Here is a 12,549-nt window from a genome sequence, read left to right as displayed (position 1 = left end):
CGCCGGACAACCTTCCCCGGCAAAAGCCCCGCCAGGCCGAGGCTGACGAAAGCGAGCTGGGAACATTGTTTCCCGCCGATGCGTTCATGATCTTGCAAGGGACGATTTCTTCTGGAGGCTGAACATGCGCAGCTTCGAAATCATCGATCTGCTTTGCGTGATCGAGGCCTGCAAGCACGATCGATCGGTCGGGAATTTCGTTTCCATGGCTGAAGGCGTGGAAGAATTGCGGGTGTTGACCGGCGATTTCGTTTCATCGGATGACGTGGCGGCAAACGCCCTCGCAACGGTGGCGCTTGCGCGAGGCTGCTCGGTTGTGTTCGACGAACAGGCAGGCGCGGAAATGGTTCTGACGCCTTAGACTGGAGCGGGTAGAGGGAATCGAACCCTCGCGTTCAGCTTGGGAAGCTGACAAGCTACCATTACATCATACCCGCGTGCGCCCTCGTTACCATGAGGGTTAGCCTTCGGGCAATCGCAAAGCGGTCTGTTCGCACGACGGTCGTGCTGCGGATCACTGCGCGCCCGCGGCCGTGAATTGCCGTTTTGCCTCCGCGACCTCATTGCTGGTGGCGAAGCTTGGCCAGTATTTCGAGATGGCCAGCGTCGCGCCGGCGGAAGAGAAGTGGCCATAGTCGAAGTAGAGAAATTCATTGGTCGTGGCGTCGGCGTATGAACAACCGGCCGAGTCGCACAAATACGTCAGCGGATCTATGAAATCGGCCCCTTTGGTGAACGGCAGAACCCGTGCGTTGATGTCCGGATCCATAGCCATCGGCCAGGATGTGGTTCCGGCATGCTCCCGTCTCACCAAGAAAGCGATCTTCTGGACGTCGGCGATGAATTCCGGAGACTGGCCGACGGTATAGACCTTGACCCCCATCCCGCGAAGCCGATCGATCGTCTTCTGCAGGCCGTCGAAGCCCCTGGCCTGGTAGTCGGTCCATCGGCCGCTCAGGATCACCGCCTGGATGTCGGCGTCGCGAATGATCGACAAGGCCCGTTCGTTGAAGCGGGTGCAGGCGGGCCGAGCATAGGAAAAATAGGTCAGGTCGGGCGGACAGCCGGCATAGGTGTATTGGATGACATTGGCCTGGATTTTCTGGGCGTTGGGCTCAAGTCCCGGAACATAGTGGGCAGCGAAAGAATCGCCCCACAGCAGCACATTGGTGGCAAAGCCCGTTGTCCGGGTGCAGTCGGCAAGGTTCCAGTCTTCGATGCGGGTTCCGTTTTCGTTGAAAGAGCTGCCGTTGCGCCAGTCGCCGACCCGGATACGTTCTGTCGAGAAATCCGGAAACCGTTGCGGGAAACCGTTGCCCAGTGCGCCGGCCAAACCACCGGCGCACAGCAGCACGATTGCCGTCGCCGAAAAGGCGAAGATGGGCAGCGGGGCGGTATAGGCTCGTTTGTGGCGGAAGGGTTGCTCGACGTATTTCCAGGAGAATGCCGCCAAGGCGAAACTGGCAACCGTCATCGCGATAATCGTTGGCACACCGACATTCTTCAGGGAGAGATAATGGACGAAGGAGTTGATTGGCCAGTGGACGAGGTAAAGCGAATAGGAAATGAGGCCGACCCAGACCAGCGGCGCCAACCGAAGCACGCGAGTGGCGACAGGTGCCGGCCTGTCGGCGCTATCCTGGCCAGCATAGATCAGCAGAGCTGTTCCGATGCAGGGGAATAGGGCATTGTAGCCGGGAAACGGATCGCTGTCCGAAATCATCACAAAGCCAAATGCAATGAGGGCAAAGCCGGCGAGGCCGATCAGGTCCGCCGCCAGCCGACTGGCTAGGACCGGAGGCTTCCGCAACATCAGCATGGCGCCCAGCGCCAGCTCCCATATGCGCGTCGGCAAGAGATAGAACCCTGCCGTCGGTGCCAGTGAGGTTGCTATGACTGCCAGGGCAAAGCTGCCGATGGCCATCGGCAGAAGTACCGTCAGCCAGCGCTTCGAGACGTATCGGTAGATCAGATAAAGGAGGATCGGCGCGAAGATATAATACTGCTCTTCCACCGAAAGCGACCATGTGTGCAGGAGCGGCCGCAGTTCGGCGTCGATGGAGAAATAGTTCGTCGTTTTCCAGAAATAGATGTTCGACCAGAAGGTCGAGGCGGCGATCACGCTGAGGCTGAATTCGTGGAGATCCGAAGGCAGAAGGATGAACCAGGCGGCAATGCTCGCGAGCAGGATGACGAAGGTCAGCGCCGGCAGGATGCGCCGTGCGCGGCGCCAGTAGAAGCGGCCGATCGAGAATTGGCCCCGCTCAAGATCATCGAGCAGGCTGCCGCTGATCAGATAGCCCGATATGACGAAGAAGATGTCGACACCGGTGAAGCCGCCGGGAATGGCAGACACGCCGAAATGGAAGAGCACGACAGGCAGCACCGCAACGGCCCGCAGGCCGTCGATGTCGCGCCGGTAGTTCATCCGGCCGGCCCGCGCGCGACCACCAGGATCCGTGCGGCCGCACCCGACACGCTCATGCGGCGATGTCGTCGATCGTGCTGAAAATCCCGGCTCGTCGATCTCACAGGCTTACCCTCAGGCAGCAATTTTGCTGCGCTGCAACATGGGTGTCAAGGCATATATTGCTGTCGCGAAATTCGCCAGGAACGCACCGGGATCAGGCGCCGGGCAGATAGATTACCGCGTAGTCGTCCGAATAGGCCCGTTTCCAGCCCAACTGGTCGAAGAAGGGAATGCGGCTGTCGTCGGCCGATAGCAGCGCCCAATGTATTGCGTATTTCTTCAGGCGGGCTTCAAGGAGCGGCTTGCCGTCGCCGCGTCCGGTGTCGTTATCGCTCTTTGTGAAACCGCCGAGGAACAGCTGGTCCGTCCGTCCGTCGATATAGGTCTTGAACCCGTGGAAAATCAGCGTGCCGCCGAAATTGTAGGAATTCAGCACGTTGCCGGATAGATGATGGCTTTGCGCGAATGCCAGCGCCCCGCTGGCCGATGTCTTCGGACTTGGCGCTACCTGATAGACGCTGCCGAGCACAGCGACCCCGCCAATCAGCAGAACGGCTGCCGTGCCGCAAATGGCGTAGAACCGTCTGGCTAAGAATCTCTCCAGCCCGTCGCGCTTTTCGGCCAGCCATGCGGTGGCTGAAAGCGAGGGATATTGCTGTGCGACCTCTGCCGCCATCACCAGCGGAATCAGCAGGAAGAACAGATACATGAAGCGCACATGGGCGAGATAGACATGCAAGGTGAAGACGACGAACAACGCCTTGGCCCAGCCAATTCGCAATCGGGACACCAATAGCCCGAAAAGCGCCAGCAGCATCACCGCTTCCTGGACGGGACTGTCCGGCGGATTGAACGGTTTCCATTCCATGATCAGCGACACTGCCTCATTGCCGTAAGCCACGGCGAGCGTCGCCAGGATGGCCTGGACGCCGTACGGGTGGAATAGGCTGACCAGCGGGCAAAGCAGGCCGAACGCGATCCACTTCGCCAGCAGGGCCGGTTTTGACAGGCCCGTGCGCGCCAGCAGATCGAGACCGGCGAAAGCCGCGATGACGAAGCTCAAGGTGAAGGTGGCGTGCAGGTTCGCCCACAATACGACCAGCACAAGCAGCCACCAGGGCGGCGCCCGTTCTTCCCTTGCCGCACCGAAGAGCACCGCCGTCCAGATGACGATGATCGGGAAGGTGAAGACATGCGGACGCGCCGTGAAGATCGGGTTGATCAGGAACACCGCCGCGAAGGCCAGTGTAATCGCCAGGATCGGTTTCAGCCATGCGCTGAGAAACCACCCCATGAGGAAAACCGTCAGGGAGATCGAGGCGATGATCGCGGTGACGACCCCGTTCCAGCCGCCCGCCCGGTAGGCAAGAGCCAGCAGGACCTGCCCCAGCCATTCCTTGGCAATCCAGGGCTGGCCGGCAAACGTGTAGGAGTAAGGATCGACCGTCGGAAATGTCCGGTTTGTCAGGAAATCGAGACCGACTTTCACTTGCCACCAGCTGTCGGGATCCTGCAGGGTGGCGCCTGCCTGGGCAGCCAACGCACCCGCCATCGCCAAGGCCGCGAGCAGGCAGAAGATCAGCCTGTTCCGCTCGTTGTATGTCGCGGCCGCCACACTGGCCTGAGCGTCGTTCATGATGCGCCGCCTCTGATCGGTTCCGGTGACAGTTGGGTTCAAGGTGTTGGACTGGCGGGCTGCCGCCGAGGCTTGTCGGCCACCCGAACTGTGCGGTCGGTGCTGTCGTCCCCACGTCCCACAAACACGAAGCGGGCCGAGCCAAGATAGAAAACCACCGAATAGACGCAGATTCCCGCGAGGTGGACCAGCGGGTTTTCGACGATGCCTGCCGAACGGGCGGCGATCACGACGGCCAGATTGATGCTGTAGGCGACCAGAAAGACACCCCCGTAGCGCAGCGCGGTTCCGGGCTGGAAGCCATCGGCTCTGCTGAAGGTCCATTGGCGGTTGAGGAAGAAGCCGAGGACAAGGCCGGCGGCATAACCCGTGGCGTTGGCAAGGATGTCGCCCAGACCAAGCGCAAGCCCGGCCAGGATGACCGCGTATCCCAGCGCCGTGTTCAACAGGCCGACGGCGCCAAATCGCAGCATCCTCGGGAAGTCAAACGGCAGGCTTGACCACATGCGCAAAATATTGGGCTCCGACAGGTACCTTGGTGAGGAAGCGCTCGAACGGCCTCAGTCTCGCAAGCATCCGAGGAAAGAAGATCCGGTAGACGATCCTCGTATCGGCAAGGCCCGCCTCGGCCATGCGCCTGCGCATCTCGCGCGAATTTATCAAAACCGCGTTTTCGTCGAAGGCACAGTTTCTCACCGCGTGCGTGGTCAGCGGGTTCCAGGGATTGTGTTCGAAGACGAAGAAGCTGCCGCCATCGGCCAGCACCCTGCCGATCTCGGCGAACAGCCCGATCTGCAGGTTCTCGGGAATATGGTGGAAGACGCAGGCCGCGAAGGCCAGGTCGAAGCTGCCGTCGGCAAAGGGAATTGTCTTGCCGTCGAAATGCGTGAAGGCGGCCTGGCCGGGAAAGCGCTTGCTGGCGATGTCGAGCGATTCCCGCGACGGATCGAGCAAGGTGATCTCCGCGTCGGGAAACGCGTTGCGCATATGGCCTAGCGAATTGCCGACGCCGGCGCCGAAATCCAGTATTCGTCGCGGTTTGACACCGGCCCGCCGCAGCGTCGCGGCGACGTCGTCGATCTTGTACCTGGCGAAGAAATCCGGGTTTTCGCCGCTCAGCCTTATGCTTGCGGCATGCTGCTCCTGATATTCCCGCGCAAACTGGTCGAACTCCGCCTCAAGCACGTGCGGCCCTCTTTGCCATCTCCTGCAGGCGATGGACCGGCAATTCGCCGTCCTCCACTGCCTGGCTGCGCGAAACGATCTCGTTGACGAAGTAGAGCGGCCGCCGCTTTGTCTCCATGTACATGCGCCCGAGATACTCGCCGAAGATTCCGAGCACCATAAGCTGGACGCTGCCGAGGATCAGCACGATCGCGGCAAGGCTGGTCCAGCCGGGCAACACGTTTCCGACCGACCATTCGAGCAGCGTGTAGCCGAGCACGACCAGCCCCAGAAGCCCGAACATCATTCCGAGCAAAGAGGCGAACCGCAAAGGGACGATGGAGAAGCTGGTCATCGCGTCGACCGCCAGAAGAAGCATTTTCTTCAGCGGATAATGGGTGGTTCCGGCAAAGCGGCGGTGCCGCTCATAGGGAAAGGCCACCTGTTTCAGCCCGATCCAGCTCACCATGCCGCGAATGAACCTGTAACGCTCTGGCATCGCGTTCAGATGGTCGAGCGCGCGACGGTTCATCAGCCGGAAATCACCGGTATTCGGGGCTATGTCGACGTCGACCATCCGGCGCAGCAAGCGATAGAACATGGACGCGGAGGCGAGCTTGAACCAGCTTTCGCCATCGCGCGTCAGCCTCTGGCCGTAGACCACATCGAAGCCTTCGTTCATCTTCGTCATCATCGCGCCGAGCAGTTCAGGCGGATCCTGCAGGTCGGCATCGAGAATGAGAATGCGCTGGCCGCGACAGAATTCGAGCCCGGCGCTCAACGCGATCTGATGGCCGTAATTGCGGGCAAGGTCGATGGCAACGACATGGTCGTCCTTTTCAGCCAGCTGGAGAATGGCTTCGCGTGTACCGTCGGTCGCGCCATCGATGACAAGGACGATCTCGTAGGAAGGGCCTTGTTCAAGGCATGCGGCCGTTACCCGCCGATGCAGTTCGGCCACGCCATCCAGCTCGTTGTAGCATGGGATGACCACCGACAGCATGACGCCGCGTCGCGCGGTGTTTCTCTCCGTCTCCACCAAAGCCTTGCTCCCGCTATTCGATTGGGAATAGCGGCAATTGGTTAGAAAACAGATAAGCCAGCGGGATCGCTGCGGCAGTAGCCGGCAGTCTGCCATGCGCCTGGGCTCGGCTTGCGGCCACACTATGCTCGGTGTCTCGCTATCCCGCAAAACTCCCGGCTTGAAGCGGACAAGCCAAGTGCGTATGTCTGGCTGACGCCCTCTAGCCTGGGTACCTCAATCTGGAGACGGGCCTTGTCCGCATTGACGCGCTTTCTTGGCGACTCGCCGCTCAAGGTGATCCTGAAACTGCTGGTGGTGTCTTTCCTCGTCGGCCTGGTCATGAACGCCTTCGGCTGGTCGCCGATGGATGTGCTCTACGGCATCCGCAAATTCTTCATGGACCTGTGGAATCTTGGCTTCCACGCCATCGACCGTTTCCTCGGCTATATCCTGCTGGGCGCGGCTATCGTCGTGCCGGCCTTCATCCTGTTGAGGCTCGCCAACTACCGGAAGTAGAGCATGATCCCGAACCGCAGGTCCGCGTCAGCGAACCCTGGCACCCGGTTTTTGGACAAGATCGTGCTATCGGGCGTGGCCCGAGGCCACCTCGAACAGGATGGCGTGGCGCGCGGCAAGCGTGGGCACGTCAGTTGAATAGCCACCGCCGATGACGCCGCAGACCGGAATGCTCCGCGTGCGAAAGTGGCTGATCACCATGTCGTCGCGGGCGCGCAGGCCGTCATCCGATAGCGACAGCCTGCCAAGCCGGTCCTCAGCATGGACGTCGACGCCGGCATTGTAGAACACGATGTCCCAATGGGCTTGGGCGGAGAGCTCCGGCAGGATGGCGGCGAGCCTCTTCATGTAAGCGGCGTCACCCGTGCCGTCGGGCAGCGCGACATCGAGGTCGGAGGCGATCTTGCGCACGGGGTAGTTGCGGTCGCCATGCATGGAAAAGGTGAACACGCGCGGATCATCGGCGAGAATATCCGCCGTGCCGTCACCCTGATGCACGTCAAGGTCGACGATCAGGATGTTTTGTGCCGCGCCTTCGGCGAGCAGGACCAGCGCGGCGACGGCGACATCGTTGAAGGTGCAGAAGCCCGCTCCTTGCGCGCGCCGCGCATGATGGCTGCCGCCGGCGGTGTTGCAGGCAATGCCGTGGCGCAAGGCCAGCCGCGCCGCCAGCACGGTGCCGCCGGTGGCAAGCTGCGCGCGCAGCGAGACGCGGGGTCCGATCGGAAAACCGATCTCGCGCTCGATCTTCTCGGGCACGCAGCAGTTGACGACTTGGTCGACATAGTCCGCCGTATGGGCAAGCTCCAGCCATGACGCCGGTGCCGGTTCGGCGGTGCTGAGCGCGTTGGGGCCTGCGAGGCCGCGTGTACGCAGCGCCCCCATCAGCAAGGGATATTTGCTCATCGGAAAGCGATGGTTGACGGCGAAGCCGGCGTCGTAGTCGGGATGATGGACGATCTGCAGGGGCATGAACTGGATCCGGCGGCTCGCGCCAGGCCGGGGATTCGGTTGGCCGTCACGGGAAGAGTGATTGCGCGGTGGCTGGAAAATGAGGCACATCGACAGTTCGATCAAGCCGCAATCAGCAAGGCAGCAATCCTTGGACCAGGGTGCAACCCCAGCCGACGCCAGATCCCCAATCAACCCCGGATCATTTGTCGTCACCAATCGCTCCGTGCTCGCCATCGCCGTGCCGATGACGCTTGCCTATCTGACGACGCCGATGCTCGGCCTGGTCGACACGGCTGTCATCGGCCAGTTCGGCGATGCCGCCTTGCTTGGCGGCCTGGCGGCCGGCGCATTGATCTTCGACGTCGTCTTCACCTCTTTCAATTTCCTGCGCTCGGGCACCACCGGCCTTGTCGCACAGGCGTTTGGGCGTGGCGATGCCCTGGAGGAGCAGGCGGTGTTCTGGCGCGCCGTGCTGATCGCGGTCATCGCCGGCATCTTGCTCGCTGCCCTTGCGCCGCTGGTCGCCATCGCCGGGCAAAAGTTCATGGGTGCCGAACCGCGCGTCAGCGAGGCGATGGGCGTCTACATCAGGATCAGGCTGCTCGCGGCGCCGTTCTCGCTGATCAACTACGCCATCCTCGGCTATGTGCTGGGGCGCGGCGAGGGCGGGCTTGGGCTGATGCTGCAATTGGTGCTGAACGGCATCAACATCGCGCTCTGCTTCGTGCTTGGGTTGGAACTTGGCTGGGGTGTCGCCGGCGTTGCCTGGGCGACCGTCACCGGTGAGTTCCTGGCCATGCTGCTCGGCCTGGCGATCGTGATCCGCCGGTTCCGGGCCGCCCCATCCTTGCCGCGCCACCGCCTGCTCGACATGGCCGCCTTCCTGCGCATGATGTCGCTCAACCGCGACATCATGATCCGCTCGTTCTCGCTGCTCGCCGCCTTCGCATTGTTCACCCGCCAGGGCGCGCAGTTCGGCACGGTGACGCTGGCCGCCAACGCCGTACTGATGAACTTCTTCCTCGTCGCCGGCTATTTCCTCGACGGCTTTGCCACCGCCGCCGAACAGCTGGCGGGCCGTGCCGTCGGTGCGCGTGCCGCCGCACCGTTCCGCCAGGCCGTGCGGCTGACGCTGCTCTGGGGTTTCGGACTGGCGGGAGCCGCGACGCTGGTAATGCTGTCTGGTGGCGCCAATCTGGTCGCTCTTGTGACGACATCGGAGGAAGTCCGTTCGGTTGCCGACATCTATCTGCCGTGGGCGGCATTCACCGCGCTGAGCGGTGTGCTGGCGTTCCAGATGGATGGCGTCTTCATCGGCGCGACCTGGTCCCGCGACATGCGCAACATGATGCTGCTGTCGTTCCTGGTTTTCGCGGCCGCGCTGCTGACCCTTGCGCCCGCCTTCGGCAACAATGGACTGTGGGCGGCGCTGCACGTCTTCCTGCTGGTGCGAGGCTTCAGCCTGCTGACGATCCTGCGGCTCAGGGTGCGGACGGCGTTTTAGACGGTGCCCTCCGGAAGGCCCTGCGCCGTCCAGGCAGCGACGGCACCTGTTCGCGATAGGAATTTTTTCTTGACTCGGTGATCTCAGCTATGGTACATTTTTGGCCATGGTGCTGATTTGCGCCAGTGACCCGCCGCACAGGCGGGTTTTTCGTTTGATGCTACGTTAGCCAATGCGCCGGCGAGGCTCCGAAGCAACCCGTTAAACCGAGTTCGTTGCCCTGCTGTGCGGTCGGATGCACTTGCACTTTCAGTCGATTTCCAACAGACTTGATGCACCAATTGTTCCAGGGCGAGCTTATGCGAAGCTACCTGCCATATGTCTTGGGCGCGGCGCTGGGATTGCTCGCTGCGTTCATTCTCTCCGCGGTTTCTGGCATCGGCGGCACCGCGCAGTTGCTTCTCTTCGGCGTGTTGCCTGCCATCGGCGGCGCCATTTGCGAGCGGGCCGTCAGTCGCAATCTACGCTCCTGAGAGCAGGCTCAGAGTTGCCTGGACGCCCAGAAGTCGAGGCGGCTGTCGCGCAACTCGCAAATCGACTTCAGCCGTTCCTTTTCGACGAAACGGACCATTCCGGAAAGAATACGGCCTGGCAGTGAAGGCCCGGCATAAATCATGCCGGTGTAGAGCTGGACCAGATCAGCACCCGCACGGACCTTGTCCAGCGCCGTATCGGCGGAATCGACGCCGCCGACGCCGATGATGGCGCGGTCCGGTCCGAGCAGCTTGCGCATCTTCGCCAGCACGATGGTCGAACGCTCGAACAGCGGCTTGCCGGAGAGTCCCCCGGTCTCGCGCGCGGTGTCGCTACTGCGCAACGGCGGTCGGGAGATGGTGGTGTTGGAGACGATGACGCCGTCCACCTGCTTTTCGGTGACTTCGGCGGCGATGTCCTCCAGCTCTGCCTCGACCAGGTCCGGCGCGATCTTCAGGAACACTGGCGGCTGCGCCGTTGCCGCGGCGCGCGCGGCCATGACACGCGACAAGAGTTCGCCAAGCTGCTCGCGCGCCTGCATGTTGCGCAGGCCCGGCGTGTTGGGCGAGGAGATGTTGACGGTGAGATAGCTGGCGTACTGCGCAAATCGGGCGACACCGCGCTCATAGTCGCCGATGCGGTCGCTGCTGTCCTTGTTGGCTCCGATGTTGACACCGACGATGCCGGAGCGCCCCTTGCGTGCGGCAAGGCGCTTTTCGGCCGCTGCATGGCCTTCATTGTTGAAGCCCAATCGGTTGATCACCGCATCGTCGGCAGTCAGCCGGAAGATACGCGGCTTCGGATTGCCGGCCTGCGGCAACGGCGTGATGGTACCGACCTCGGCGAAACCGAAGCCCAGGCCAAGCAACGCGTCCGGAACCTCGGCGTTCTTGTCATAGCCGGCCGCCATGCCGATCGGATTGGGGAAATCGAGGCCGCAGACGCTGACCTTCAGCCGCGGGTCGAGCGTCGTCCGCGCACCGACCGGCAGGCCGCATCGCAGCGCCGCAATCGACATGCCATGCGCGGTTTCCGGATCGAAGGCGAACAGCAGCTTCTGGCCGAGCCGGTCGAGCACGCTCATTGCCCCTCCAGCGCCGGGAACTGGTGCACACCATCGGCGCCAAGCGGCAGCGGCCGGACCCACAGCACGGCCTTGAGGTCCAGCGGGCCATAAAGATGCGGAAACAGCGCGCCGCCGCGCGAGACCTCGTATCTCAGCGCAGCACCCAGGCCGGCGCCGTCGATGGCGACCAGCAGAAGGTCCGTCCGGCCGGCAAAGTGCTTTGCCGCCGTTTCCCTGACCTGTGCTGCCGTTGAGAAATGGATGAAGCCATCGGCGACATCGATCGGCGCGCCGGTGAAGCGTCCATGCGTTTCGGCCTCGCGCCAAGGCGCTTGCGGGGTTATCTTGTAGATAATCTGAGACATGGTTGCGCTATAGAGCAGTTCCAGGAAAAGTGTGAAACGGTTTTCCGTCGGGAATTGCGTCAAAAAGATTCCGAACCAGCCATTCGGGAAAGGCCACGCCAAGGGTCTTCCCCATTTCCGGCGCAAACATGCGATATCTGAGGCCTTGGCCATGGAGGACAACATGCGTCTGCAGCACATCTTGATCCCCGCCGCGCTCGTTTCGCTGGTCGCGGCTTCAGCTTATTCGGAAGAGACCGACCGCTACCGCCTGGAAAAGTCCGATAGCGGCTTTGTCCGTATCGATACGCAGACCGGCGCCATGTCGATCTGCGAGGAACGTTCGGGCCAGCTCGTCTGCAAGATGGCGGCCGACGAACGCGCTGCTTTCCAGGACGAGGTCGACCGCCTGCAAACCTCGATGAAGGCGATGGAAGAGCGCGTCACCAAGCTCGAGAATTCGCTCTCCGCCCGCCTCGAATCGAAACTGCCGAGCGAGGAGGATTTCAACAAGACCATGAGCTACATGGAGCGCTTCCTGCGCGGCTTCATGGGCATCGTCAAGGATATGGACAAGGACGACGGCGCTCAGAAGACCTGAGCGCTTCAACCAGGGGAGGCGGCGCGCTGGCTTTGCCGCTTGAAAACAGCGCGCAGCCCCTCATAATCGTCCAATTGAACCCGAAAAGCCAAAAATCATCGGGGATTTGGGGAGGGACATTTGCCGGCAGGCTATTCTTTTGTCATCGCCGACGATCACCCGCTGTTTCGCGGTGCGCTGCGCGAAGCGCTCGCCGGCATCGGCAACGTCGCCGCCATCCATGAAGCCGGCGATTTCGAGAGCGCCAAGGCGCTGGTCGTGGCCAACGAGGACGTCGATCTGGTGCTGCTCGACCTGTCGATGCCGGGCGCCAGCGGCCTGTCCGGCCTGGTCTCGCTGCGTGGCATCCATCCGGCGGTGCCGCTGGTCGTGGTGTCGGCGCATGACGATCCGGCGACCATCAGGCGGGCGCTCGATCTCGGCGCTTCCGGCTTTATCTCCAAGTCGGCCAGCATGGAGGAGATCCGCAGCGCGGTGCAATCGGTGCTTGCCGGCGACATCGCAGCACCAGCCGGCGTCGATCTCGGCATCGAGCGCGATCCCGAAATATCGGACCTTATCAAGCGGCTGCAGGCTCTGACGCCGCAGCAGACACGGGTGCTGGGCATGCTGGCCGAGGGCCTGCTCAACAAACAGATCGCCTATGAACTCGGCGTATCGGAGGCTACCATCAAGGCGCATGTCTCCGCCATTCTGCAGAAGCTCGGCGTCGACAGCCGCACGCAGGCGGTGATCCTGCTGTCCAAGATCGGCAGCGACCCGCTGCAGCCGGCGGGGTGATTGTCAGGGCGCTTTG

At 62.2% G+C, this 12,549-nt stretch carries 14 protein-coding genes and 1 tRNA gene; 6 read left to right on the top strand and 9 right to left on the bottom strand.

Annotation, left to right across the window (positions count from 1 at the left end; genetic code table 11):
* The first annotated feature begins 124 nt into the window (after window positions 1–124).
* Complete coding sequence (locus EOD15_RS16615) at window positions 125–361, top strand: hypothetical protein (RefSeq protein WP_127266711.1); 237 nt, start codon at window positions 125–127, stop codon at window positions 359–361.
* Window positions 362–363: 2 nt separating this feature from the next.
* On the opposite strand, the gene EOD15_RS16610 is transcribed toward EOD15_RS16615, so the two are convergent.
* The 6 genes from EOD15_RS16610 to EOD15_RS16585 form a co-directional block, all read right to left on the bottom strand.
* Window positions 364–437 (bottom strand) — tRNA-Gly (locus EOD15_RS16610).
* A gap of 77 nt (window positions 438–514) precedes the next feature.
* On the bottom strand, window positions 515–2,428 hold the full coding sequence (locus EOD15_RS16605) for an acyltransferase family protein (protein WP_127408640.1): 1,914 nt from the start codon (window positions 2,426–2,428) through the stop codon (window positions 515–517).
* Between the two features lie 196 nt (window positions 2,429–2,624).
* The gene (locus EOD15_RS16600; protein ID WP_127319693.1) at window positions 2,625–4,106 is read right to left on the bottom strand and encodes a hypothetical protein; all 1,482 of its coding nucleotides are present in this window, start codon (window positions 4,104–4,106) and stop codon (window positions 2,625–2,627) included.
* A 38-nt stretch (window positions 4,107–4,144) separates the two neighbouring features.
* Window positions 4,145–4,579 (bottom strand): GtrA family protein, encoded by a 435-nt coding sequence (locus EOD15_RS16595; protein WP_281035562.1) that lies wholly within the window; start codon window positions 4,577–4,579, stop codon window positions 4,145–4,147.
* 10 nt (window positions 4,580–4,589) lie between these two features.
* Complete coding sequence (locus tag EOD15_RS16590) at window positions 4,590–5,291, bottom strand: class I SAM-dependent methyltransferase (RefSeq protein ID WP_127319697.1); 702 nt, start codon at window positions 5,289–5,291, stop codon at window positions 4,590–4,592.
* A complete protein-coding gene (locus EOD15_RS16585) occupies window positions 5,284–6,273 on the bottom strand; it encodes a glycosyltransferase family 2 protein (RefSeq protein ID WP_185929007.1) in 990 nt (329 codons plus the stop codon). The genes EOD15_RS16590 and EOD15_RS16585 overlap by 8 nt, the downstream gene beginning before the upstream one ends.
* A gap of 273 nt (window positions 6,274–6,546) precedes the next feature.
* Between EOD15_RS16585 and EOD15_RS16580 the strand changes: the two genes are divergently transcribed.
* A complete protein-coding gene (locus EOD15_RS16580; protein WP_013533620.1) occupies window positions 6,547–6,810 on the top strand; it encodes a DUF6460 domain-containing protein in 264 nt (87 codons plus the stop codon).
* A 66-nt stretch (window positions 6,811–6,876) separates the two neighbouring features.
* Here EOD15_RS16580 and EOD15_RS16575 read toward each other — a convergent pair whose 3' ends face one another.
* A complete protein-coding gene (locus tag EOD15_RS16575) occupies window positions 6,877–7,782 on the bottom strand; it encodes a histone deacetylase (protein WP_127408639.1) in 906 nt (301 codons plus the stop codon).
* Window positions 7,783–7,912: 130 nt separating this feature from the next.
* On the opposite strand from EOD15_RS16575, the gene EOD15_RS16570 reads away from it, so the two are divergent.
* Together EOD15_RS16570 and EOD15_RS16565 are read left to right on the top strand one after the other, a co-directional pair.
* The gene (locus tag EOD15_RS16570; RefSeq protein ID WP_127408638.1) at window positions 7,913–9,268 is read left to right on the top strand and encodes an MATE family efflux transporter; all 1,356 of its coding nucleotides are present in this window, start codon (window positions 7,913–7,915) and stop codon (window positions 9,266–9,268) included.
* A gap of 299 nt (window positions 9,269–9,567) precedes the next feature.
* Window positions 9,568–9,741, top strand: coding sequence for a hypothetical protein (locus EOD15_RS16565; RefSeq protein WP_164748943.1), 174 nt, complete (start codon window positions 9,568–9,570; stop codon window positions 9,739–9,741).
* Window positions 9,742–9,749: 8 nt separating this feature from the next.
* Here the strand turns inward: EOD15_RS16565 and EOD15_RS16560 are convergent, their stop codons facing one another.
* Both EOD15_RS16560 and EOD15_RS16555 read right to left on the bottom strand, forming a co-directional pair.
* A complete protein-coding gene (locus EOD15_RS16560; protein WP_127322501.1) occupies window positions 9,750–10,826 on the bottom strand; it encodes a quinone-dependent dihydroorotate dehydrogenase in 1,077 nt (358 codons plus the stop codon).
* The gene (locus EOD15_RS16555; protein WP_127322500.1) at window positions 10,823–11,173 is read right to left on the bottom strand and encodes a DUF952 domain-containing protein; all 351 of its coding nucleotides are present in this window, start codon (window positions 11,171–11,173) and stop codon (window positions 10,823–10,825) included. The genes EOD15_RS16560 and EOD15_RS16555 overlap by 4 nt, the downstream gene beginning before the upstream one ends.
* Window positions 11,174–11,336: 163 nt before the next feature.
* Here EOD15_RS16555 and EOD15_RS16550 point away from each other — a divergent pair, with 163 nt between their 5' ends.
* A complete protein-coding gene (locus tag EOD15_RS16550; RefSeq protein WP_127322499.1) occupies window positions 11,337–11,753 on the top strand; it encodes a hypothetical protein in 417 nt (138 codons plus the stop codon).
* A gap of 120 nt (window positions 11,754–11,873) precedes the next feature.
* Complete coding sequence (locus EOD15_RS16545) at window positions 11,874–12,533, top strand: response regulator transcription factor (RefSeq protein ID WP_023813893.1); 660 nt, start codon at window positions 11,874–11,876, stop codon at window positions 12,531–12,533.
* The last annotated feature ends 16 nt before the right edge of the window (window positions 12,534–12,549 follow it).

The organism is Mesorhizobium sp. M7A.T.Ca.US.000.02.2.1 (genome assembly GCF_003996995.1).
In the GTDB taxonomy this organism is placed as follows: domain Bacteria; phylum Pseudomonadota; class Alphaproteobacteria; order Rhizobiales; family Rhizobiaceae; genus Mesorhizobium.
The sequence above is the reverse complement of the archived record's forward strand: the minus strand, read 5'-3'. Positions and strand labels throughout refer to the sequence as shown.